General features: G+C 70.4%; 22 protein-coding genes. 11 read left to right on the plus strand and 11 right to left on the minus strand.

Features of this window, described 5'->3' with window-relative positions; all coding sequences use genetic code 11:
- Positions 1–53: 53 nt before the first annotated feature.
- The gene (locus tag ACYVJS_RS07045; protein ID WP_460739053.1) at positions 54–236 is read right to left on the minus strand and encodes a hypothetical protein; all 183 of its coding nucleotides are present in this window, start codon (positions 234–236) and stop codon (positions 54–56) included.
- A gap of 113 nt (positions 237–349) precedes the next feature.
- Here ACYVJS_RS07045 and ACYVJS_RS07050 point away from each other — a divergent pair, with 113 nt between their 5' ends.
- Entirely contained in the window at positions 350–676 is a 327-nt protein-coding gene (locus ACYVJS_RS07050; RefSeq protein ID WP_460739055.1) for a hypothetical protein, read from the plus strand.
- A 41-nt stretch (positions 677–717) separates the two neighbouring features.
- Here ACYVJS_RS07050 and ACYVJS_RS07055 read toward each other — a convergent pair whose 3' ends face one another.
- Positions 718–1,251, minus strand: coding sequence for an adenine phosphoribosyltransferase (locus ACYVJS_RS07055; protein ID WP_137418411.1), 534 nt, complete (start codon positions 1,249–1,251; stop codon positions 718–720).
- 119 nt (positions 1,252–1,370) lie between these two features.
- Here ACYVJS_RS07055 and ACYVJS_RS07060 point away from each other — a divergent pair, with 119 nt between their 5' ends.
- The 3 genes from ACYVJS_RS07060 (at position 1,371) to ACYVJS_RS07070 (ending at position 5,418) form a co-directional block, all read left to right on the plus strand.
- Entirely contained in the window at positions 1,371–3,044 is a 1,674-nt protein-coding gene (locus ACYVJS_RS07060) for a glycoside hydrolase family 13 protein (protein WP_460739058.1), read from the plus strand.
- A 148-nt stretch (positions 3,045–3,192) separates the two neighbouring features.
- Entirely contained in the window at positions 3,193–4,407 is a 1,215-nt protein-coding gene (locus tag ACYVJS_RS07065) for an amidohydrolase (RefSeq protein WP_460739060.1), read from the plus strand.
- Positions 4,408–4,527: 120 nt separating this feature from the next.
- Complete coding sequence (locus ACYVJS_RS07070) at positions 4,528–5,418, plus strand: hypothetical protein (protein ID WP_460739062.1); 891 nt, start codon at positions 4,528–4,530, stop codon at positions 5,416–5,418.
- Here ACYVJS_RS07070 and ACYVJS_RS07075 read toward each other — a convergent pair whose 3' ends face one another.
- Positions 5,419–6,141 (minus strand): Pr6Pr family membrane protein, encoded by a 723-nt coding sequence (locus ACYVJS_RS07075; protein ID WP_460739064.1) that lies wholly within the window; start codon positions 6,139–6,141, stop codon positions 5,419–5,421.
- 226 nt (positions 6,142–6,367) lie between these two features.
- On the opposite strand from ACYVJS_RS07075, the gene ACYVJS_RS07080 reads away from it, so the two are divergent.
- The 3 genes from ACYVJS_RS07080 (at position 6,368) to sufU (ending at position 10,280) form a co-directional block, all read left to right on the plus strand.
- A complete protein-coding gene (locus ACYVJS_RS07080) occupies positions 6,368–8,332 on the plus strand; it encodes an APC family permease (protein ID WP_460739873.1) in 1,965 nt (654 codons plus the stop codon).
- 212 nt (positions 8,333–8,544) lie between these two features.
- Positions 8,545–9,822 (plus strand): aminotransferase class V-fold PLP-dependent enzyme, encoded by a 1,278-nt coding sequence (locus ACYVJS_RS07085; RefSeq protein ID WP_460739066.1) that lies wholly within the window; start codon positions 8,545–8,547, stop codon positions 9,820–9,822.
- The gene (gene sufU, locus ACYVJS_RS07090) at positions 9,819–10,280 is read left to right on the plus strand and encodes a Fe-S cluster assembly sulfur transfer protein SufU (protein WP_460739068.1); all 462 of its coding nucleotides are present in this window, start codon (positions 9,819–9,821) and stop codon (positions 10,278–10,280) included. Before ACYVJS_RS07085 ends, sufU begins: the two co-directional genes overlap by 4 nt.
- A gap of 379 nt (positions 10,281–10,659) precedes the next feature.
- Here the strand turns inward: sufU and ACYVJS_RS07095 are convergent, their stop codons facing one another.
- From ACYVJS_RS07095 to ACYVJS_RS07125, 7 genes are all read right to left on the minus strand, one after another.
- A complete protein-coding gene (locus ACYVJS_RS07095) occupies positions 10,660–12,390 on the minus strand; it encodes a DEAD/DEAH box helicase (protein ID WP_460739070.1) in 1,731 nt (576 codons plus the stop codon).
- A gap of 365 nt (positions 12,391–12,755) precedes the next feature.
- On the minus strand, positions 12,756–13,736 hold the full coding sequence (locus ACYVJS_RS07100) for an SRPBCC family protein (protein ID WP_460739073.1): 981 nt from the start codon (positions 13,734–13,736) through the stop codon (positions 12,756–12,758).
- A 48-nt stretch (positions 13,737–13,784) separates the two neighbouring features.
- On the minus strand, positions 13,785–14,123 hold the full coding sequence (locus tag ACYVJS_RS07105) for an ArsR/SmtB family transcription factor (protein ID WP_460739075.1): 339 nt from the start codon (positions 14,121–14,123) through the stop codon (positions 13,785–13,787).
- Positions 14,124–14,421: 298 nt separating this feature from the next.
- Positions 14,422–15,498 (minus strand): DUF4241 domain-containing protein, encoded by a 1,077-nt coding sequence (locus tag ACYVJS_RS07110; RefSeq protein WP_460739077.1) that lies wholly within the window; start codon positions 15,496–15,498, stop codon positions 14,422–14,424.
- 45 nt (positions 15,499–15,543) lie between these two features.
- On the minus strand, positions 15,544–16,047 hold the full coding sequence (locus ACYVJS_RS07115; protein ID WP_460739079.1) for an SMI1/KNR4 family protein: 504 nt from the start codon (positions 16,045–16,047) through the stop codon (positions 15,544–15,546).
- A gap of 189 nt (positions 16,048–16,236) precedes the next feature.
- Positions 16,237–16,644 (minus strand): VOC family protein, encoded by a 408-nt coding sequence (locus tag ACYVJS_RS07120; protein ID WP_460739081.1) that lies wholly within the window; start codon positions 16,642–16,644, stop codon positions 16,237–16,239.
- A 92-nt stretch (positions 16,645–16,736) separates the two neighbouring features.
- Positions 16,737–17,432, minus strand: coding sequence for a helix-turn-helix transcriptional regulator (locus tag ACYVJS_RS07125; protein WP_460739083.1), 696 nt, complete (start codon positions 17,430–17,432; stop codon positions 16,737–16,739).
- 344 nt (positions 17,433–17,776) lie between these two features.
- Between ACYVJS_RS07125 and ACYVJS_RS07130 the strand changes: the two genes are divergently transcribed.
- The 4 genes from ACYVJS_RS07130 (at position 17,777) to ACYVJS_RS07145 (ending at position 22,805) form a co-directional block, all read left to right on the plus strand.
- Positions 17,777–18,946, plus strand: coding sequence for an RtcB family protein (locus tag ACYVJS_RS07130; RefSeq protein ID WP_460739085.1), 1,170 nt, complete (start codon positions 17,777–17,779; stop codon positions 18,944–18,946).
- 284 nt (positions 18,947–19,230) lie between these two features.
- A complete protein-coding gene (purL, locus tag ACYVJS_RS07135; protein ID WP_460739087.1) occupies positions 19,231–21,561 on the plus strand; it encodes a phosphoribosylformylglycinamidine synthase subunit PurL in 2,331 nt (776 codons plus the stop codon).
- Positions 21,561–21,695, plus strand: a complete 135-nt coding sequence (locus ACYVJS_RS07140; protein ID WP_283818104.1) for a hypothetical protein — start codon at positions 21,561–21,563, stop codon at positions 21,693–21,695. The genes purL and ACYVJS_RS07140 overlap by 1 nt, the downstream gene beginning before the upstream one ends.
- 246 nt (positions 21,696–21,941) lie before the next feature.
- Entirely contained in the window at positions 21,942–22,805 is an 864-nt protein-coding gene (locus ACYVJS_RS07145; RefSeq protein WP_460739089.1) for a hypothetical protein, read from the plus strand.
- A 25-nt stretch (positions 22,806–22,830) separates the two neighbouring features.
- On the opposite strand, the gene map is transcribed toward ACYVJS_RS07145, so the two are convergent.
- Positions 22,831–23,601: a type I methionyl aminopeptidase gene (gene map, locus ACYVJS_RS07150; protein ID WP_460739091.1), complete on the minus strand. Its 771-nt coding sequence runs from the start codon at positions 23,599–23,601 to the stop codon at positions 22,831–22,833.
- Positions 23,602–23,717: the final 116 nt, after the last annotated feature.

Consider the following 23,717-nt stretch of genomic DNA (forward strand, 5'->3'; position numbering starts at 1 on the left):
AGGTCGCAGAGATCAGCGGCGAGGAGCCACACGTCGAGAGCGGGCCGCGGAGATCAGCGTCGCGAACGGGCCGCAGAGATCGGGAGGAGCGGGACCGCGAGCCCGAGGAAGGCGACGAGCGGCCACCAACTCGCGGCGACCAGAGCGAGCGCAATGCCGAGGACAGCGAGTCCGAGAGCGAGCGACCAGACCGCGGCATCGAGCCACACGGGCACGTCGGGCGAGGCGAAGGCCATGCCCCGAGGGTACGGCGCACGCGTGCGTCGGCGACGAAATTCACACGCGGCCCCCAGCCGCGCGCAGCGACCGATGCTGTGCGCACCGGATGCGAGGGCCCATACTCGGGACCATGACGCCGACCGAGCAGACGCGCGACATCCGCGCCGTCGCACCTGCCATCGGCCTGGCAGTCCTTCAGCTCGTCCTGACCGGCATCGTCCTGGTGTTCGCGTTCTGGGATGCGTTCTCCCAGATCGACTGCGCGGAGTGCTTCCCGGCAGTGCAGACCGCGCGCTGGGTGCTCACCGCATCCTTGGTCGTCGGGTGGGCGGTGACGCTCGCCGGGATCGTGACGGGCTACATCCGGCAACGAGCACGGTCGTGGACTCCGCTCGTAGGCAGCGCCGTCATCCTCGGCGGCTATCTCCTGTTCCGCAGCATCCTCTACACAGCCTGATCACGAGGTCGCGTTCTGATCACACGCCGCGTGAGGCGGGATCAGGCGTGGAAGACCGAGTGCAGGTCGTCGTGCCCGGCCACCGAGCGGCCGCCCAGCGCATCGAGCTCCATCAACACCGCAACGCCGGCCACCGAGCATCCGATCCGCTCGACGAGGTCGCGCGCCGCAGCGATGGTGCCGCCCGTCGCGAGAACGTCGTCCAAGAGCAGCACGCGCGTGCCGGGCGCGATGTCGTCGTGCATCTCGATCGTCGCGGTGCCGTACTCGAGCGCGTAGTCGACGGACGCGGCCGGCCGCGGCAGCTTGCCCGCCTTGCGGATCGGCACCAGACCGACCCCCGCGGCGATCGCGGCGGCACCAGCCAGCAGGAACCCTCGCGCCTCGATACCGGCGACCACATCGTAGGTTCCGGCGAACGGCTCGAGCATCGCGTCGATCACGACGCGAAGGCCCTCACCGTCGGCGAGCAGCGGGGCGATGTCGCGGAAGAGCACGCCGGGCTCCGGGTAGTCGGGGATGACGGCGATGAGCTTTTCGGCGCGCTCGAGCGCGGCGGAATTCGAGGGGGTCACCCGTCGATGGTAGTCGCCGCACCGTGAGCATCGCCGCGATCAGAACCGGGCAAACCAAGAGCACGCCACGGAAAACCGGGCTTCGAATCGATACGATCCCACCCGCTACCATCGGATGCATGACCTCGACGCACGATGCCTCGACCTTGATCGCCGCGCCCGGATCCGAGTGGTGGCGCACCGCCGTGATCTACCAGATCTATCCGCGCTCGTTCGCGGACGCCAACGGCGACGGCATCGGCGACCTCCCCGGCATCACCGCGCGCCTCGACTCGCTCGCCGAGCTGGGCATCGACGCGATCTGGCTGAGCCCCTTCATGGTCTCGCCGCAGAAGGATGCCGGCTACGACGTCGCCGACTACTGCGACGTCGACCCGCTGTTCGGCACGCTCGACGACTTCGACGCCATGCTGGCCAAGGCGCACGGCCTCGGCATCCGCGTGATCGTCGACCTCGTGCCCAACCACTCCTCCGACCAGCACGTCTGGTTCCAGCAGGCCCTCGCCGCCGCCCCCGGCAGCCCCGAGCGCGCGCGGTACATCTTCCGCGACGGCAAAGGCGAGAACGGCGAGCTGCCGCCCAACAACTGGGAATCCGTGTTCGGCGGCGGGATGTGGGAACGCGTCACCGAGGCCGACGGCACCCCCGGCCAGTGGTACCTGCACATCTTCGACGTGAGCCAGGCCGACTTCGACTGGACCAACCCCGAGGTGCAGGAGTACTTCCGCGGCGTGCTGCGGTTCTGGCTCGACCGCGGCGTCGACGGATTCCGGGTGGACGTCGCCCACGGCATGATCAAGAAGGACGGCCTGCCCGACTACACCCCTCCCGCCGACGGCGACTCGATGGGCGGCGACGACGAGGACGTCCCGTACTGGGGGCAGCCGGGCGTGCACGAGATCTACCGCGATTGGCACAAGGTGCTCGCCGAGTACGACGGCGACCGCGCACTGTGCGCCGAGGCGTGGCTGCCCACGCCCGACAAGACGGCGCTGTGGGTGCGCCCCGACGAGATGCACCAGGCGTTCAACTTCCCGTACCTCACGACCGCCTGGGATGCGGACGCCCTCCGCACGGTCATCAGCGACTCGCTGCGCGCGTTCCCCGCGGTCGGCGCCCCGGCCACGTGGGTGCTCTCTAACCACGACGTGATCCGTCACGCCTCGCGTCTCGCGCTGTCGGCCGAGAGCCCTCAGGGCGAAGGCATCGGGCCGCTGTCCGAGGCCCAGCCGATCCCCGAGCTCGGCCTGCGCCGCGCCCGCGCAGCCACCGCCGTGATGCTCGCGCTGCCCGGCTCCGCCTACATCTACCAGGGCGAGGAGCTCGGACTCCCCGAGGTCATCGATATCCCGGACGACGCGCGCCAGGATCCGACGTGGTTCCGCACCAACCATGAGAAGTACGGCCGCGACGGCTGCCGCGTGCCGATCCCGTGGGAGGCCGCATCCCCCGCGTACGGCTTCAACGGCACCGGAGCGTCATGGCTGCCCCAGCCCGCCGAGTGGGCGCAGCACGCCCGCGACGTGGAGCAGCGCGATCCCGACTCGACGCTGGCGCTCTACACGCACCTGCTCCGGGTGCGGAAGGCGCACGGCCTCGGCGCCGCCCCCTTCACCTGGCTCGACGGCTACCCGGAGACGGTGCTCGCCTTCCGCAGCGGCGACGTCACAGTGATCGCCAACCTCGGCACCGACACGATCGATCTTCCCGCCGGCGAGGTCCTCGTCTCGAGCGAACCACTCGAGGGACGGGTGCTTCCCGCCGACACGGCCGTCTGGCTCGCCGACGCCTGATCGTCGACTCCGACGCGCGCCGGCGCCCCCTGGGCCGCCGGCGTGCTCGTTTCTGTGAGAGCCCCGGCGCGCTCACGCACGTGGGTATCCCGGCGCGCACGCGCCTGCGGGTACTTCTCCGCTCAGGGCCCCCGAGTAGGGTCGGGACATGGCTCTCGACCTCGAAGCGCTGTACATCGACCTGCATCGCCACCCCGAACTGTCGTTCCAGGAAACGCGCACCGCGGGCGTGATCGCCCGCACGCTGGAGACGCTGGGCATCCCGTTCAGCGAGGGCATCGGACGCACCGGCGTCGTGGCCACACTCGTCAACGGAGACGGCCCGGTCGTCTGGCTGCGTGCGGACATGGACGGCCTGCCCGTCGCCGAGCGCACCGGACTCGCCTACGCGAGCACGGCGCGCGGCGTCGACCCGCAGGGCGCGGACGTGCCGGTCATGCACGCGTGCGGCCACGACATGCACGTCACCGCACTCCTGGGTGCGCTCGAACGGCTCGCGGCGACCACATCCGAGTGGTCGGGAACGGTCGTTGCCGTCTTCCAGCCGGCCGAGGAGTTCGGCGCGGGATCGAAGGCGATGATCGCCGACGGCGTGCTGGATCGTTTCCCGCGACCCGACATCGTGCTCGGTCAGCACGTCACGCCCTTGCCTGCGGGGACGATCGGAGTCCGACCCGGAACCCAGATGGCGGCGTCGGACGGGCTGACCGTCACGCTGCACGGACGCGGCGGGCACGGCTCGCGCCCCCACGCCACGATCGACCCGATCGTCATGGCCGCCGCGACGATCATGCGCCTGCAGACCGTCGCCTCGCGTGAGGTCGACCCGCGCGAGGTCGCCGTGGTCACGGTGGGGTCGATCCATGCCGGGCTCAAGCACAACATCATCCCGGCCGAGGCGACGCTGCAGCTCAGCCTCCGCTACGCGGACGACGGGATGCGGGAACGCGTGCTCGAACGGGTCGAGCGGATCATCCGCGCCGAGGCCGATGCGTCCGGTGCAGAGGTTGCCCCCACCATCGTCAACGACCACACGTTGCCGCCGACGATCAACGATGCCGATGCGACCGCGCGGCTGGCGGCGGCCTTCCGCCGCGCCTACGGCAACGCGGCGGTCGTGGACCCCGGCATGTTCACCGGCAGCGAGGACGTCTCCTGGTTCGCGCGCGAGGCCGGCGTGCCGCTCGTGTTCTGGTTCTGGGGCGGGGTCGATCCGGAGTTGTTCGCCCGCGCGAGCGCCGAGGGAACGATCGACCGCGACGTGCCGACGAACCACTCGCCCTTCTTCGCTCCCGTCCTGCATCCCACCATCGAGCGCGGCGTCGAGAACCTGGTCATCGCCGCGCGGGAATGGCTGGACTGATCGGGATCTGCGGGCGTAGCGCTCGCGGTCCGCAACGATGGACCCCGTCGACGTAAGCGTCACGAACAGCGCGCGGTCGCCGGCAAGGAGGGCGTGCAGCATCACGGACAGGAGGGCGCGATGACCGCACCGGTGAACGACACCCCCCTCTACGAGCCGCCCGAGCCTGTCGAGGACTGGAACCCGCTCGCGCAGATCGTGCAGATCTTCGCGGAGGACAACGGGTGGCCGTACTACCCGCTCGCGGTCCGCCAGCCGCTTCCCGGTGTCGTCTTTCGGGAGCGCGACGGCACTCCGCGCTTCATGCAGCGTTCGGTCAACATCGTGCGCATCCCCGGACCACCGCTGACCGAGATCGGCAACAGCTTCTACACCGAGATCGCGGTGGGCAACCAGTTCACCCAGAGCTGGGGCTACGTCGCTCTGCAGCTGGATGCGGCAGCGCCGCCTCTGGTGCTCGTGAACCAGAGGCTCGCCCCCCGCTCACCGCTGCCGTCCCTCCCCGACGTCACACCCATGCCGTTCAAGGAGCAGGACCGGTTCCTGCTCTACGCAGACCCCGGCGCATTCGCCTGGGCGGACTGGCTGTTCGACGACGAGGTGCAAGCGCTCCTCGACGACGGAACCCTCGGCTTCCACGTCGAGATCGCGCCCGGTTCGCTCTTCCTCTATGCGCCGCATCCGCTCGCCGTCCCCGACCCCGCCGTCTGGCAGCGCCTGATCGCCCTCGTCAGCGCGCTGCGCACCCGCCTCGGCGGCCGTCTCCCGGAGCCGGGGGCCCCCATCGCATCCCCGCGTCCGCCCGTCCCGAATGAGCCGCCTTACGTCAGCACCTTGGTCCCGCCCGCGAGCGCCACGGGTCAGGCCCGCGTCCCCCAGCCGGCATCACTCCCTATGCGCTCGAACGAACTCGCCGTCAACTTCCGACGCACCTGGGTGGTGTGGACCCTGGTCCTCGCCGGTGGCGTCGTGGCGGGCGGCGCGTCGATCATCCTCGCCGCATTGCGCTGATCAGCGCCCGGCTCCCGCATCCGCCGTCGCACGGATCGGGGCCGGCTGCCGCATCCGCCGGTCCAGGGCGCCGAGTCCTTTGTCGATGAGGATGTAGACGTAGGCGACGACCTCGAGCGCGAGGGTCAGGCCGACGATCCACAGCACGACCCCGCCGAGCCCGTTGCGGTCGACGTTCATGAACGGGTAGGGGTACTGACCCCCGCCCGCGAACCGGCCGCCGGCGGCCCCGTAGACGAACGCGAACGCGAGATACACATACGGGATGAGCGTCCACAGCGGCGGATCGAACCAGCGGCCGCGTCCCTTGGGCACGAAGAGCAGCCAGTCCGCGATCGCCAGCGAGGGCGTGATGATGTGGATCAGGTTGTCCGTCAGTGTGAACGGCTGATATCCGTTGCCCTGCGTGTAGGTCTCGGGCACGAGCACGATGAGGTAGATCAGCATCGTCACCGTGATCGCGAACGCCACGGCGAGCGAGAACCGCGGAGAGGGCGTCGATGTACCGCGCGGCCCGTCCGAGCGGAGGTCGGCGATCGTGCGCACGGCGAGCACCACCATCCAGATCAGACAGAGCAGGTTGCTGAGCACGGTGTAGTACAGGAACTCGACCGGGCTCGGGCGCCCATCCAGGATGCCGGTGACCCTCCCGATCCCCCACGCCATGAGCACCGCCGCGACGAGGCGATAGGCGAGAGCGAGGCGGCGATCGGGCACATGCATGCGCTACATCGTAGGTCGACGCACGAGCCGTCGATCATCACGGAACGATGACGGCATGGCAAACACCCCCCGCTCGCGTTGCGCGGCCTGAGCGATCGGCGTAGTGTCGCGCGTCGTGGCCAACGACAGCGCCGAGCCGGCGCCCGAGACTCCGATCGCGAAACGCCTGCTGATCGGGGACCCTCTCGCGTCCACGGATGCGGACGATCACCTCCTGCGCAAGCGCATGGCGCTGCCGATCTTCGCGTCCGACGCACTGAGCTCTGTGGCCTACGCGCCGCAGGAACTGCTCATGATCCTGATGATCGGCGGGCTCTCGTTCCTGGCCTTCAGCCCCTGGATCGCGGCCGCGGTCGTCGTCCTGCTCATCGTGGTGGTGCTCTCGTACCGTCAGCTCATCAAGGCCTACCCGTCGGGCGGCGGCGACTACGAGGTGGCACGAACGAACCTCGGGGAGATCCCCGGCGTCATCGTCGCCTCGGCCCTGCTGGTCGACTACATCCTGACCGTCGCCGTGTCGGTCGCGTCGGGCGTCGACAACATCATCTCCGCACTGCCGGGGCTGAACCCGTGGCGCATCGAGTTGGCGGTCGGATTCGTCATCTTGATCGTGATCGTCAACCTCCGTGGTGTGCGCGAGGCCTCGCGGGCCTTCGCACTGCCGACGTACATCTTCATCGGATCCGTCGCGCTCATGATCGTGACCGGCATCATCCGCATGATCCTCGGCGACCCGCCGGTCGCCTCCAGCGCCGCGTTCTCCGTGCAGGCCGAGAGTCTCACGCAGGCCGCGGTCATCCTGCTGATCCTGCGCGCGTTCTCCAGCGGGTGTTCCGCCCTCACCGGTGTCGAAGCGGTCTCGAACGGCGTGCCCGCGTTCCGCCGCCCCAAGGTCAAGAACGCGCAGCGCACCCTCGTCGCGATGGGCGCGGTCGCCATCCTGCTGTTCTCCGGGCTGACGATCCTCGCGCTCGTCTCGGGCGTGCACTATGCGGAGAATCCGTGCCACCTCATCGGGTTCGACTGCACGCAGCCCCAACCGAGCCTCATGGCGCAGGTCGCGGCCGCCACCTTCGGGATGAACTCGATCCCCTTCTTCATCATCCAGGCGGCCACTGCCTGCGTCCTGCTGCTCGCGGCCAACACCGCGTTCAACGGCTTCCCGCTGCTCGGCGCCGTGCTCGCGCGCGATGGATATGCCCCGAAGGCGATGAACACGCGCGGCGACCGCCTCGTGTTCTCGAATGGCATGATCCTGCTGGGATTCGCGGCGATCGTCGTGCTGATCGCCTCACAGGCGAACCTGACCACCCTCATCCAGCTCTACATCATCGGCGTGTTCGTGTCGTTCTCACTCGGACAGATCGGGATGGTTCGCCACTGGCGGCGCGAGCTCCGCGCGCTCAACCAGCTGCCCGCCGAGGCCCGCAACCAGAAGTCGGGGCGCTTCGAGCGGCGAGAGATCATCTCGGGTCTGATCATCAACTCCCTCGGTGCGGGCCTGACGGCGGCGGTGTTCATCATCGTCACGATCACCAAGTTCACTCACGGCGCCTGGTTGGTGTTCCTCGCGATCCCGGTGCTGTCGATCCTGATGATCGGCGTGCACCGGTACTACCGCGATGTCGAGCACGAGATCACCTACGACGACGACACCCACTTCGGCGCGGCCGGCGACATCGCGATCGTGCTGGTCGGGCGTCTGCAGAAGCCCGTGGCGAAGGCGATCGACTACGCTCTCGCCGCGCGTCACGACAAGACGATCGCCCTGCACGTCGCCGTCACGAAGGAGTCGGCGGATGCGGTGCAGAAGGAGTGGGAGGACCACCGTCCGCCCGTGCCGCTCGTGATCGTCGAGTCCCCCTACCGGACGTATGCCCAACCGGTGATCGCCTTCATCGAGAAGTACCGGGAGAAGCACGGATCCGCCGTCGTCACGGTCTACCTGCCGCAGTACATCGTCGGTCACTGGTGGGAGAGCTTCCTGCACAACCGCCGCGCCCGCCGCATCGCGCAGCAGCTCATGCTCGTGCACGGCGTCACGATCACCCTCGTGCCGTGGCTGCTGGACTCGTCGGAGGTCATCTACGGCCGCCGCTCGCGCCCCCTCCCCGGCCAAGAGCGCGCCGGGCGCCCCACCACCCGCAACATCAGCGTCGCGCGTCACGGCGAAGGCCAGAGCCGGAACTGACCAGGAGCGGGCATCGGCGCCGCCGAGCCGCATCCGCATCCGGTCGCGCATCCGCATCCGCATCCGTCCGGTCGGAGAATCGCCCGAATGTCGGAGGACCCACGCCTCATCCTCCGACATCGGTGTGTTTCTCCGACGCGGGAGACGGATGCCGGGGCCACCGGCCATCCGCGCACGGCGCCGGGTGCCCGCGGCGCAACTAGCCTGGAGGGGTGAGCTCCTCCCCCCTCGACGCCGCCGCCCTGCGCGCCGACTTCCCGATCCTCGAGCAGAAGATCGGCGACGCATCGCTGGTGTATCTCGACTCCGGTGCGACCAGCCAGAAGCCCCGCGCCGTGATCGACGCGGAGGTCGACTTCCTGCTGCGCGCCAACTCCGCCGTGCACCGGGGTGCGCACACCCTCGCCGCTGAGGCGACCGAGCTGTACGAGGACGCGCGGGCCCGCGTCGCAGGCTTCGTCGGCGCCGACGAGGAGACCCTGGTGTGGACCAGCGGGGCGACCCTCGCCCTGAACCTCGTCGCCTACTCGATCGGCAATGCGACCGCGGGGCGCGGGTCGGCCGCATCCGCCGCCCTGGCGCTGCGTCCGGGCGACGAGATCGTCGTGACGGAGATCGAGCACCATGCGAACCTCATCCCGTGGCAGGAGCTCGCCGCGCGCACGGGCGCCGTGCTGCGCCACATCCCCGTCCACGACGACGGCACCCTCGACCTGGATGCGGCCGCCGCACTGATCGGCGACCGCACGCGCATCGTCGCCTTCACGCATGTGTCCAATGTGCTGGGCATCGTGAACCCGGTCACCGAGCTCGTCTCGCTCGCCCGCGAGGTCGGCGCACTGACCGTCATGGATGCCTGCCAGTCCGCGCCGCACCTGCCGCTCGACCTGCCGGCGCTGGGCGTCGATCTCGCCGCGTTCTCCGGTCACAAGATGCTCGGCCCGTACGGCATCGGCGCGCTCTACGGTCGCCGCGAGGTGCTCGAGGCGCTCCCGCCGTTCCTCACCGGCGGGTCGATGGTCACGACCGTGACGAAGGATGCGGCCGAGTTCCTGCCACCGCCGCAGAAGTTCGAGGCCGGCACGCAGCCCGTGTCGCAGACCGTCGCCCTCGCGGCCGCCGTCGACTACCTCGACGCCCTCGGGATGGATGCGGTGCATGAGCACGAGAGCGTCATCGGGCGGCGCATGATGGCGGGTCTGAAGGACATCCCCGGCATCCGATTGCTCGGCGATGCCTCCGGCGCCGACCGCGTCGGGCTCGCCGCCTTCGACGTCGAGGGGGTGCACGCGCACGATGTCGGCCAGTTCCTCGACGCCCGCGGCATCGCGGTGCGGGTCGGGCACCACTGCGCCAAGCCGCTGCATGCCCGGTTCGGGCTCACCGCGTCCGTACGGGCGTCCGCCTCGGTGTTCACGACCGAGGCCGACGTCGACGCCCTGCTGGGCGCGGTCGGCGACGTGCGCGCCTACTTCGGAGCGGACGCATGAGCGGACTCGACGGGCTGTATCAGGAGCTCATCCTCGACCACTCCAAGAATCCGCACGGTACGCCCATGGCTGACGCCGAGGGGCGCACGGCGACCTCGCACCAGCGCAACCCGATCTGCGGCGACGAGATCGAACTGCGGGTGCGCCTGCACGACGACGGCACCGTGCGCGATGTGACCTTCGCCGGGGCGGGGTGCTCGATCTCGCAGGCCTCCGCATCCATGCTGGCGTCCCTCGTCGACGACATCATCGACGAGGAGGGTTCGCTCCCGGCGGATGCGGCCCGTGAACGTATCGAGCGCTTCCGCGAGGCGCTGCGCTCGCGCGGAACCGTTCCGCTCGACGAGGAGACGTTCGGCGACGCCGCGGCGCTGTCCGGAGTGTCCAAGTTCACCGCGCGCGTGAAATGCGCGATGCTCGCCTGGGTCGCCCTCGAAGACGCCCTCGCCCGCGCCTGACTGTCCGCCGCCGCACGCGGTCCTGCCCACGGCTGGACACGTATGGGCGGTGCTGTCCTCCTGGCGCCCGAACCGCGACGCACCTGCGCAACCGCCACACCCCTCCGCAACAGCGACGGTCGATGACTGTGGGGGATGCGAAGAATGTGGCACATGGGAGCCCGACCCCCTTGGGCGAGGCCGACGCCGGGACCGGGGCCGAGCCCGGGACCGGACCGAGGCCGACGCCGAAGCCGGGGCCGGCGCAGCGGTGTCGAACCGCGACGCGTATGCGCAACCGCGCCACTTCTGCGCAACAGCGACAGTCGATGACTGTGGCGGATGCGGAGAAGTAGCGCGGTTGGGAGAAGGTTCAGCGGAACGAGCAAGAGCCCGCGGCTCAGGCGGCGGAGCCTCCGGAGCGCCCGCGGCCACCGCGACGGCGCCGACGCGGCGCGTCACCGGAACCGGCACCCGCGGCGGAGCGCTCCGAGCCCGAGCGGGCGGATGCGGCGTCGCCACCGCGCGCGAGCGACTCCACCCACGCGCGCTGCTGCTCGCTCACGGAGTCACCGATCGTGCGGCCGCCGCGCGGCGCGACGTTCTCGGCCGTGTGCCCCTGGGGGCGTCCGGCGCGACGGTTCGGCGTGCGCTCGGCAGCGGCGCTGTGACGCGCCTCGGCGGGAGCAGCACCGCGGACGGGCGCGTCCGTGCGGCCGGTCGAACGAGCGGGGGCCGCAGCGGAGCGACCGGCGCCAGCTGAGCGCCCGGCGCCGCCGGTGCGTCCGGAACCGGCAGCCGCGCCCGCAGCGCGACCGGCTGCGGAGCCAGAACGGGCCGGAGCCGCCGCGGAGCGCCCCGCACCACCCGAACGGGGAGCCGCGCCACCGGCACGACCTCCCGAACGCGAACCGCCGGAGCGACCACCCTGCGCGGGAGCGGTCACGGGCGACGGCTTCACGAGCGGTGCCGGCACCCCGACCAGCTCGGAGACGGCGGCGTGCGACGCATCGACACGCTCGAGGGGCGCGGAGATCGCGGCCTTGCGCAGCAGATCGGCGAGGTCGCGACGCTGCGAGTCGAGCACGACGGTCACCACGGTGCCCTCGGCGCCGGCGCGGGCGGTGCGGCCGGAGCGGTGCAGGTACGCCTTGTGCTCGGCGGGCGGGTCGACGTGCACGACGAGCTCGACGTTGTCGACGTGCACGCCGCGGGCGGCGACGTCGGTGGCCACGAGCACGCGCACGCCACCCGCATCCGGATCCGCGCCGAAGGCCGCGAGGTTGCGCTCGCGCGCGTTCTGAGAGAGGTTGCCGTGCAGATCGACCGAGGGGATGCCGGCCGACGTCAGCTTCTTGGCGAGCTTCTTCGCCTGGTGCTTGGTGCGCGTGAAGAGGATGCGGCGGCCGTTTCCGGATGCGAGGCGCTCGACGAGGTCGTTCTTGTCGTCGTCGGAGACGTGGAAGACGCGGTGGGTCATCGCGGCGGCGGGGACGCTGGACTCGTCGACCTCGTGGCGCACCTCGTTCTGGAGGAACTTGCGCACCAGCGTGTCGACGCCGCGGTCGAGCGTCGCGCTGAAGAGCAGTCGCTGACCGCCGGTCGGCGTCGCGGCGAGGATGCGGGTGACACCCGGCAGGAAGCCGAGGTCGGCCATGTGGTCGGCCTCGTCGAGCACGGCGACCTGCACACGGTCGAGGCGGATGACGCCCTGCTTCATGAGGTCTTCGAGGCGACCGGGGCAGGCCACGACGATGTCGACGCCGGAGCGCAGCGCCTGCTCCTGCGGCTTCTGGCTGACGCCGCCGAAGATCGTGGTGACGTTCAGGCCCACGGCGGCCGCGAGGGGCGCGAGGGTCGCGGCGATCTGGGTCGCGAGCTCACGGGTCGGGGCGAGCACGAGGCCGGTCGGGCGACCGGCGGTGCGCGAGACGCCCGTGAGGCGCGCCACCATCGGCAGCGAGAAGGCGATGGTCTTACCGCTGCCAGTGCGGCCGCGGCCGAGCACGTCGCGTCCGGCGAGTGCGTCGGGCAGGGTGTCCTGCTGGATGGGGAACGGCTCGGTCTTGCCCGAGGAGGCGAGGACGGCGGCCAGGGGCGCGGGCACGCCGAGATCAAGGAAAGAAGGCATGAAGAAGTGCTTTCGGATGAGGCGATCGATCGTGATCGCAAGACGGGGCGACGGCGCGGATTCGCGCATCGGTTCGCCGCTCGAGAAGAGGGCCCAGCGCCCGGAGGCGGAGCACGCGTATCGACGACGCAGCCGCCCGAAGGCGACACATAACCCTAACACCGCTACGCGCGCTCGCATTCCGGATGCGGCAAGCCCCGGCCTTCGCGCGGGCCGCGACGGCACCGGTACCCGCTCGCGGACGACTCCGGCGCGCCCCGGTGGCACTCCGGCTGACCAGCCGAGACCCCGCGCCTTCGCCGACTCCGAAACACCGAACCGGGCCGCCGGCCGAAGCCGCGCAGCCCGGTTCGTCGCCCGCCGCCTCAGCCGGCCAGCACCTCGCGCTCGAGGCGCGCGTAGCTGGCCTCCATGCCCTCGGTCATCCCCGTCGCGAGCACCATGTCGCGCGTGGCCGCATCCGGATACTCGATGAGCAGCGTGAGCAATGTCGCGCCGTCCTCCTCGTAGAGCGACAGGTCATTGGTGGTCGAGGGGAAGTCCGTCCCCGTCATGTGCTCGGTCGTCACCCAGCGCCGCTCGGGCACGACGAGCTGCGTCTGTCCGTCGAACCCGAACGGCTCGCCGACGACGCCCGCGCCCGGCGCCCACGCGTAGAGGTAGTCGCCGCCGGCGACGAGGTCGATCTCGCAGGTCGTCATCGTCCAGCCGTCGGGACCGAGCAGCCACCGACGGACGAGCTCGGGCTCGGTGTGCGCCCGCCAGACGACGTCGCGAGGGCCGTTGATGAGCCGGGTGATGCGCACGTGCTGATCGCTGAGGATCTCGGTGCGCGTGCCCTTGCCCTCGGCGTACGCCCGCAGCTCCTGCAGCACCGCGTCGAGCTGGTTGAACGCGAGGGTCGAACCCTCGACGGCGCCCATCGCGATGACCTGCTCGAGGGCGTCGAGCGAGTCGAAGTGCGAGACGTTCGTCAGCCGCGAGCCGGTCTCGGTCGGCGCGAAGGTGAAGGTCATGTGCTGCACCGGCATCCCCTCGACGGGAACGCCGTCCGCATCCGTGAACATGTCGCGCACCTCGAACATCGTGGGCTCATCAATGGCCACGAACTCCCACGCCCCGCTGTACGGCTCGCCCTGAGGGCTGGTCATCGTGTAGCGCGCGGTGCCGCCAACGGCGAAGTCGAACACGGTGAAGGACGCGGGATATCCGGGCGGACCCCAGAAGCGCTCCAGCTGACGCGGGTCGGTGAGCGCGCGCCAGAGGCGTTCGACGGGGGCGTCGACATCGGCGACGAGCGTCATGGTGAGCGCTTCGGGATCATGTGTGACGGAGGTGACGGGCATGGGGATCTCCAGGTGGGTTCGGCGGATGCGGCCGGTGCCGCATCCGGGTCAGGGCTCTTCGGCGAGCAGGTCTTCGAGGCGGGAGATGCGCGATCGCCAGAGCTGCTCGTACTCGGCGAGCAGCAGGCGGGCGCGGGCGATCGTTGCGGGATCGGCGCTCACGAGCCGCTCCCTTCCTTCGGTGCGCTTGGTGACCAGGCGCGCGGTCTCGAGCACGGCGACGTGCTTCTGGACGGCCGCGAACGACACGTCGTACACGGCCGCGAGGGCGGAGACCGACTGCTCGGCCTCGATCGTGCGCCGCAGGATGTCGCGACGCGTGCGATCGGCGAGGGCCCGGAAGATCCGGTCCACCTCGGCGTCGCTGAGTTCCGTTTGTACAACCATTTGGTTGTACGTTAGCGCGCGGATGCGGGTGGCACAAGTGTCGCGTTGTCGGTAGCTCAGGTGGCCTCGGAGGGTGCCCAAACTCCTGCAGAACCGGTCCGGCGCGCCGCGTGGGGGGGCACATCGACGGATTCTGCAGGAGTTCGAGCACGTCGGCTCAGCGCATGCGCCACCGCACATCGCTTCCGCCGCCAACGCGTGCACAACTCCTTCAGAATCTCCGCGCGAAGTCGTCCCGGCCGAGATCCGGCAAAGTCTGCCGGAGTTGTTGCGCTCGAGCAGCAGATCCGCCGCCGCGTCAGAGGTGCACGAGCGCTCCGTCGTCGTCCTCGGCGGCGAGCACCAGGAAGTCGACGACGAGCTGCACGATCTCATCCGTCTCGTCGACGCCCCAGTACACCGGGTAGCTCCCGTCGCCGTGGCCGGAATCCGCAGCGACACCGACGTCGCCGTCGCCGAGCGGCACCTCGAGCGCGATCGGATGCGGGGCGCGCAGGAAATCGCCGAACGCCTCGGCCTTGGCACGGCGGCTCATCTGCGCATACGCGGGATAGTCCACGATGCAGACGCAGCCCGCATCCACCCCGATCACGTGCCCCGATCCGGGCAAGGATGCGGGATGCCAGGTGACCGGCATCCGATCGCTGAACCGCACGCGCACAGCCGCATTGCGTCCGAACGCGGTCACCCGCTCTACCGGGTACGAACCCGGCGGCACCCGATGAGCGAGGGGGCGTGCATCGTCGTTCTCGTAGCCGAAATCGAGCACCGCGAGCACGCCTGAGCGTGTGACGAGCGTGCCGACCGGGCTCACTCGCGCCTCGCCGGTCTCACCCTTCGCCGACGAGACGGCTCGGTCGGTGAAGTTGTGCTGCTCGTCGAGTCGCGACTGCGCGGCGGGCATCGGATCCCACGGCGCGTCCGTCGCCGTGCCGGCGAGCGCCTCCTGCACCGCATCCGCCGACGCGAACGGGAGGGTCGGGTCCTCGAAGTGCTGCGCGACCGAGCGGATCCGCCACCCGCCGCCCTGCGCCACCAGCGTGAACTCGCGGAACATGTCCAGCGGATGCGAGAACACCTCGGTCAGCACGTACGCCTTCTCGCCCACCACCTCGCTGCGAACGATCCGCTCGACAGCGACGCCGTACTCGGGCGGACGCCCGAACGATCGGAACTCCTCGGTCGTATCGGCGGTGAAGTGCTCGTCGCGCACGAGTGCGGCGCGGGCGCCCCATGCCTCGAAGGCGTCGCGGTGCCCGGATGCCGGATCCCGCCGCTCGAACGCCGGCGCCACCGCCCGCCACTGCGCGTCATAGTCCGCGAGGAAGCGCTGCACACGCTTCTCCACCGCCTTCTGCAAACGAGAGCGCACCATGGACGCGAGGCTAACGAATGCGTCGCGCGAGGCGCAGTGGCGGCTCTACACGTCGTCGTAGGCGTCGGGGAAGACGCGCCCCTGGGGTCCGGACTCCGGCAGCCAGTAAGGCAGCGCGCCCGGCGCCTCCCACACCTCGGTCAGGAAGGCCTCGAACGACGGTGCGATCACGGGCCACCCGCCCACGACACCGTGGAGCTCGTGGAAGCTGTCGTAGACGCGACCGCCGCGGCGTGCGGACATGTCGACCGACAGATGGTCGCCGCCGGGAGTGCGCGCGATCAGATAGGCCGCACGGCTCACCGCATCCTCTTCACCGGAGTCGCCGACGATGACCGGGTTCGCGGGCACGACCTCGTCCGGCGGCAGCACGGTGAGCTCGCGCGCCTGACCGGCGAAGAGCACCGCGCCCCCGCAGCCGTCGTAGAACTCCCGCACGCCGTCGGGGAGACGCTCGTCATCGCGCCGGAGGAGCGGGATCGAGGCGGGCGGCAGCACCTCGCAGTCCGCGCGCAGCCGGGCGTGCTCCAGGAGTTCGGCGATGTCCACGCATCCATTCTCCGGGCCGCGACGGGCACCTCGCGCAGCGCGGCCGCGCCCCAGGCAGATCACCGACGGCTGCGGACGCCCGCTTCGCCCGCCCCAAATCCTGCAGAATCCGATTTCTGGCCGCATCGAGGCGACCTTCGCGCGATTCTGCAGGAGTTGTGCACGGGATCCGCGCGCGCCACCAGCCCCTCAGACCGCGAACGGCGCGAACTTCGCGAGCGCCTCCTCGGTCGCGGGTGTGAAGAGGTTCACGAGGTTGCCGTCGGGGTCGCGCAGCAGAACCGCGCGGTTGCCCCACGGCATGAGCGCGGGCTCCGTGACCCACGTGTCCACGACGTCCCGCAGTCGCGCGTACTCGGCGTCGACGTCGGCCATGAGGAACTCGATGATCACCGACCGGTTGTGTCCCGCCTCCGCGGCGCCGGGGGCGAACGCCGGGACAGTCCGGGAGCTTCCTATCGCGAGCGTCGCGGACGAGGTGGCAAGCTCCGCGAAGACATCTCCCGTGCGGGATACTGCGGCCCCGGTGATCAGCTGGTAGAAGTCGGCCAGTCTGGCGACGTCGTCGGTGATGATGCGGACGGAAACGAGGTTCATGGAATCTCCCGGGTGCTCTGCCGAGTCCTTCTCGACCTCGCGAGTCTGACCGGCGTGCGCGACAGCGTCCTGTCGGAGTTTCCGCGCGGATGTCAGAGCGTCAGCGGCTCGAGCGTCCCGTAGACGATCTCGATGTCCTCCGCCGTCAGCACACGCCGCTCGGGCACCTCGGCGGTGACCACGACCTCGCGGATGCGGTCGGTGCGAAACGCACGGATGCCGTCGCGCAGCCGGCACCACGCGATCAGGAACCACGCGCCGCTCGACGCGACGTACCCGAGCGGTTCGATCTCACGCTCCGTCCGCACGCCGGCACGGTCCTCGTACTCGATCCGCAGCACGCGCGGATCGGCGAGCGCATCGGCGAACACGCGCGGAACGGGGCCCACGATGGCATCCTCGCGGAGGAAGTGCACGCGCTCCGCAAGACCTCTGGCCGCTTGCGCGTCATCGCCGCGCATCGCGAACACGAGCTTGCGCATGGCCGTTTCGGCGGCGGAGCGGAACGGCGCGGCGCCCATGGACTGCAGCGCGACGGCCATCGCCATCGCCTCCTGCGGCGTGAAGTTCACCGGCGGCAGGGTGTGCTCGGGCGACACGCAGTAGCCGCCCGTGCGTCCCGGTTCCGCCCAGATCGGCACGCCGCTCTGCTGCAGCGCGCTGATGTCGCGCTCGATGGTTCGCGCGCTGACCTCGAACCGCGCGGCCAGCCAGCGGGCGCTCCGGGGACGCGGTGCCACGGCGCGCAGCTCCTCGACGAGAGAGTAGAGCCGATCGGTCCGATTCACGCTCCGACGATAGACCCGGGCGCGACGCGCGGAATCCCGCGTGCAGGGCCGACGGCTCGACGCGGTTGACGCCGCATCCGCCGCACCCTAGCCTCGGAGTGCTGTGCCTCATCCGGCGCGGCATCAGCCGAGGAGACCGACCCATGCACGCACGCGACGGCCTGCGTCAGAACGCGGCCCTGCAGCTTCTCTCGAAGCGCAGCGGCCGCTATGAGTCGTACCCTCCGGCGCGCAGCATGTGACGAGTTTCGTCGCACGCCCCGCACCGAAAGGTCCGGGGCGTTTCTCTTTCCGCGGGGAGAACACCCGGACCGGCTGGTCCACCCCACGCAAGGAAAGGAATCATGGAGAAGCTCTCCGCACGGCTCATGTCGTGGGCGCGCCTGAGCGACGACAAGACCCTCGATCAGGCGCGCACCTCGGCGCGGATGCCGTTCATCCACCCGCACATCGCGCTGATGCCCGACGCGCACCTGGGCAAGGGCGCGACGGTCGGCTCGGTCATCCCGACCCTCGGCGCGATCATGCCCGCGGCCGTCGGTGTCGACATCGGATGCGGGATGATCGCCGTCCGCACCCAGTTCTCGCTCCCGCAGCTCGCCGACCGCGACCTCGCGCCGCTTCGCGAGGCGATCGAGCGGGCCATCCCCCTCTCGGCCGGCCACGACAACCGCAAGGTCGTCGCCACCGCCGGGCCGCGCGTCGCCGAGCTCGAGACCAAGGCCGCCGCATCCGGCTTCGACCCGGCCTCGTACGTCGGCCACTGGCGGCTGCAGCTGGGCTCGCTCGGATCGGGCAACCACTTCATCGAGGTGTCGGTCGACGAACTCGACCGTGTCTGGTTGTTCCTGCACTCGGGTTCGCGCGGCATCGGCAACAGGATCGCCACGCATCACATCGCCGTCGCCCAGCGGCTGGCGAAGCAGTGGTGGATCGACCTGCCCGACCCCGACCTCGCCTACCTCGTGGAAGGCACGCCCGAGTTCGCGCGCTACATCCGCGAGCTGCAGTGGGCACAGCACTTCGCACTGCTGAACCGCGAGGAGATGATGGACCGCGTCGCGCGCCAGCTCGGCGAGTTCCTCGGCGAGGACGTCGTCGAGCACGAGCGGATCAACTGCCACCACAACTTCACGCAGCCCGAGCGCCACTTCGGTAAAGAGGTGTGGGTGTCGCGCAAGGGTGCGATCCAGGCGGATGCGGGCCGTCCCGGCCTCATCCCGGGGTCGATGGGCACGGCGTCCTACGTCGTCGAGGGGCTCGGCAACCCGGTCTCGCTCAACTCGTCGCCCCACGGAGCCGGCCGCGAGTACTCCCGCTCCGCCGCACGGCGCACGTTCTCGCGCGACCAGCTGCGGGAGGCGATGGTCGGCATCGAGTTCCGTGACACGGACGCCTTCGTCGACGAGATCCCGCAGGCGTACAAGCCGATCGACCGGGTGATGACGGATGCGGAGGATCTCGTGTCGATCCGGCACTGTCTGCGCCAGCTCGTCAACGTGAAGGGCGACTGACCTCGGATCGCCCCGCTCGCCTGTCACAGATCGATGCGGAACGCGCGATCTGTGACAGGCGAGCCGTGGGTGGGACGGGCGGGCGTGCGGCGGCCGGCGGCGGCGGCGGAGCGGATGCACGAACTCCTGCAGAATCCGCATCCCCGGCCGAGAACACCGCGCACAGCCCGTTCTGCAGGAGTTGGGCCGCACCAGACCCTGGGCACCGCACCGCCCGCGCCCCGCCGCGCCGCGCCCAACTAGACTGAGCAGGTCCGGCACCCCGATCCCTGGAGCTCAGCCGCGTGACCACTCCCGCCACCGCCTCGCGTCCTGCCGCCGATACCGTCGAGAACGCTCGCGCCACCCCCGAACGCGAGCAGCCGTACGCCGCTCTCGGCCTGAAGCCCGACGAGTACGACCGCATCCGCGAGATCCTCGGCCGCCGTCCCACGAGTGGCGAGCTGGCGATGTACTCGGTCATGTGGAGCGAGCACTGCTCGTACAAGTCGAGCAAGATCTACCTCCGCCAGTTCGGCCAGAAGGTCACCGACGAGATGCGCGAGCGACTCATGGTCGGCATGGGCCAGAACGCCGGTGTCGTCGATGTGGGCGAAGGCTGGGCGGTGACCTTCAAGGTCGAGTCCCACAACCACCCCAGCTACATCGAACCCTTCCAAGGCGCGGCCACCGGCGTCGGCGGCATCGTACGCGACATCATCTCGATGGGCGCGCGCCCGGTCGCCGTCATGGACCAGCTCCGCTTCGGCGCGATCGACAACCCCGACACCGCCCGCGTCGTCCACGGCGTCACGAGCGGCATCTCGTTCTACGGCAACTGCCTGGGCCTGCCGAACATCGGCGGCGAGACCGTCTTCGACAGCGTCTACCAGGGCAACCCGCTCGTGAACGCCCTCGCGGTCGGCGTACTGCGCCACGAGGACCTCAAGCTCGCCGACGCCACGGGCCCCGGCAACAAGGTCGTGCTCTTCGGCGCCCGCACCGGCGGCGACGGCATCGGCGGCGCCTCCATCCTCGCCTCCGACACGTTCGCCGACGGCGGCCCGACCAAGCGCCCCGCGGTTCAGGTGGGCGACCCGTTCGCCGAGAAGGTGCTCATCGAGTGCTGCCTCGAGCTCTACCGCGACGAGCTCGTCGAGGCCATCCAGGACCTCGGCGCCGCCGGCATCTCCTGCGCCACGAGCGAGCTGGCGGCGAACGGCGGATCCGGGATGCGGGTCGACCTCGAGAAGGTGCTGCTGCGCGACCCCTCGCTGACTCCCGAAGAGATCCTGATGTCGGAGTCGCAGGAGCGGATGATGGCGATCGTCGCTCCCGAGAAACTCGAGGCCTTCCTCGCCGTCGTCGACAAGTGGGAGGTCGAGACGAGCGTGCTCGGCGAGGTCACCGGCGACGGGCGCCTCGCGATCTTCTGGCACGGCGAGCAGATCGTCGACGTCGACCCCTCGACCGTCGCCGTCGACGGCCCCGTGTACGAGCGTCCGGTCGCCTACCCGACGTGGATCGATGCACTGCAGGCGGATTCCGCATCCGCTCTGCCGCGTCCGACGGATGCGGCGGCGTTGCGCGAGCAGTTCCTGCAGCTGCTCGGCAGCCCCAATCTCGCCGACACCTCGTGGATCACGAACCAGTACGACTACTACGTGCTGGGCAACACAGCGCTGAGCTTCCCGGACGACGCCGGGATGATCCGTGTCGACGAGGAGTCCGGCTTGGGCTTCGCGATTGCGACCGACGCGAACGGCCGCTTCTGCCAGCTCGATCCGTACCAGGGGGCGAAGCTCGCCCTCGCCGAGGCGTACCGCAACGTCGCCGTCACCGGCGCCATCCCGACCGCCGTCACCGACTGCCTCAACTTCGGCAGCCCGGAAAACCCCGAGGTCATGTGGCAGTTCTCGCAGGCGGTCGAGGGCCTCTCCGACGCATGCCTCGAGCTCGGCATCCCCGTGACCGGGGGCAACGTCAGCTTCTACAACCAGACCGGTGACGTGCCCATCCACCCGACCCCCGTCGTGGGCGTGATGGGCATCATCGACGACGTCGCCCGCCGCATCCCGAGCGGCTGGCAGGATGCGGGCGAGAACCTGTACCTGCTGGGAGTGACGGCCAACGAGCTGAGCGGCTCAGCATGGGCCCAGGTCGTGCACGAGCACCTCGGCGGTCGCCCGCCGGCGGTCGACCTCGCCGCCGAGAAGCGCCTGGCTCAGCTGCTGCGCGCCGCCGGCGACCAGGGACTCATCTCCAGTGCCCACGACCTGTCGGAGGGCGGCCTCGGGCAGGCACTCGCCGAGGGCGTCATGCGCTTCGGCGTCGGCGCGCGCGTCTGGCTCACCGAGATCATGGAGCGCGACGGGGTGGATGCCGCATCCGCTCTGTTCTCCGAGTCGACCGGTCGCGTCATCGTCAGCGTGCCGCGCGAGGAGGACGTGAAGTTCCGGGGCCTGTGCAACGGGCGCGACTACCCCGTGCTGCGCATCGGTGTCACCGATTCCGGCGACGGCGAGTCGGTTCTCGAGGTGCAGGACGTCTTCAGCCTCTCGGTGTCCGAGCTGCGGGAACGCTCGCGTGCGACGCTGCCCGCCGCGTTCGGCCCGACAGTGACCGAGGACGCCTGATGAGCGACGACGAGGACTACGAGGGCTTCGCCGACAAGCGCCAGATGCGCATGAAGGTCGTGGCCTGGGTGGTGATCATCGCGCTCGTGCTCGTCGGCGGCGGCTCGACCGTGCTCGCTCTGCTCTTCGGCTGAGCCGGCGCGATCGCGTTCGGGCGGAAGCCTGCAGCGTCCCGCGTGCTCCGCTGCGTCGCCCCTGCTCCGCGTCCCGCGAGCCTCTGCTGCGACGTCTGCACGATCCGTGGTGCTCGTGTGAACACGAGAGGCTCGTGAGGCGGCATGCAGCTCGCCCGCCGTGCAGACGTCAGTTCGCTGCGCCGACCGGGCGAGCATCTCCGCATCCTCTCGGCCGTCCATCACGCCGCGCCGTAGCATGGAGACGTGGGACCCCTGCTCGAGTTCCTCGCGGTCTGGTGGTGGACCGCCCCCGCTGCGGTGGGTGCCGGCACCGTCGGATACGTCGCGGCGACGACCGGGCGGCGCCGGGCGCGTCGTCTGGCGCTGGATGCGGCCCGGCACCAGGAGCAGCACGCGGTTCGCGAGCTGCTGAGCGCCCGCGCGCGCACGCGCGCCGCGCAGGCCGAGGTGCAAGCGGCTCGCGCCACCCGCAGCACGTCGCACTCCGAGGCGCGCCGCGCTCTGAACCAGGCGCGCGAAGCGCAGCGCACGGCGACGCTCCTGCTACGAGCTGCGCGCACACGCGTGAAGGCGGAGCGCGCGCAACTGGCGGCACGCGACGCCGAACTGCCGCTGGCGAGAATCGTGCGCGAGCACGACGAGATCGCCGCCCGCTGGCTCGAGTACGAGACCGATGTCGAACTCGCGATCGCCGTGCCGCAGATGAGCGACCCGCACCATCCGGAGACGGCCGCCTACCTGCAGGCGATGCAGCGGGCGCAGTGGCTGCGTCCGCCGGGCGGCGCGACACGCATGGACCCCGCGGATTTCGTGGCCTATGCCGCTGCGGTCCGGGAGCTGAACGAGGTGTTCGCGGCTGCAGAGACCGCCGCGCTGCGTGCGTCCGCGGAGCGGGGACGACGGCGCACCGAGGTTCCGCCGCGCGAGCGCGCAGCCGCATCCGAGCCGCCTCGCGTCATCCGCACCGAGCCGGCACGCCCCCTGGAGGAGGCGCCGTGGCCAGCGCCGCCCGTGCAGGAGACACCCGGACCGGCCGAGCGCGTCATCCGCACCGTGTGGCCCGTGCCGCGCCGCTCCGGTGGCACCCGTCGCGACCCTCGCCCCTGAGCTCGCGGGAGAACCCGCTCCGCCGTCAGCGCGGAAGTGTCAGGATCTCCGCGCCGGTCTCCGTGATGGCGACCGTGTGCTCGGTGTGGGCGGTGCGACATCCGGTGGCGCTGCGCAGCGTCCAGCCGTCGTCATCGGTCACGAGCTGATCCGTGTCGACCATGACCCACGGCTCGAGCGCGAGCAGCAGGCCCGGACGCAGCACGAAGCCGCGACCCGGGCGCCCGGCGTTGGGGACGTGCGGGTCCTGGTGCATCGTCGTGCCGATGCCGTGGCCGCCGAACTCGACGTTCACCGAGTAACCGGCCTGCTTGAGCACCGTGCCGATCGCGCGGGACAGATCGCCCACCTTGGCGCCGGGCTTCGCGGCCGCGATACCCGCGGCGAGCGCACGCTCGGTCGCCTCGATCAGCGGGACGCTCTCGGCGGGGCGGGCCTCGCCGACGATGAAGCTCACGGCCGCATCCGCCGAGATCCCGTCGAGCGTCACGGCGAGGTCGAGAGTCAGCAGGTCACCGTCGGCGACGCGCTCGTCATGCGGCATGCCGTGCAGCACGGCGTCGTTGACGGCGGTGCAGATGTAGTGGCCGAACGGTCCGCGACCGAACGAGGGCGCATAGTCGACGTAGCACGAGACCGCACCGGCGCCGAGGATCATCTCCTTCGCCCAGGCATCGATCTCGAGCAGGTTGGTGCCGGGCACGACGCGCGAGCGGATCGTGTCGAGGATCTGACCGACGAGAGCGCCCGTCCGGCGTGCGCGGTCGACCTCGGCGGGCGTGAAGATCTCGATCATGGCAATGACTATTCTCCATCGTCGCCGCCGTTGTGGTCGGCGCAGCCCGCCGGGGACGCGGAGAACTCTGGCCTCGTGACCCGCGATCCGCCCATCCCGGCTCCTAACATGGAGAA

It is taken from the genome of Microbacterium neimengense (assembly GCF_054782995.1).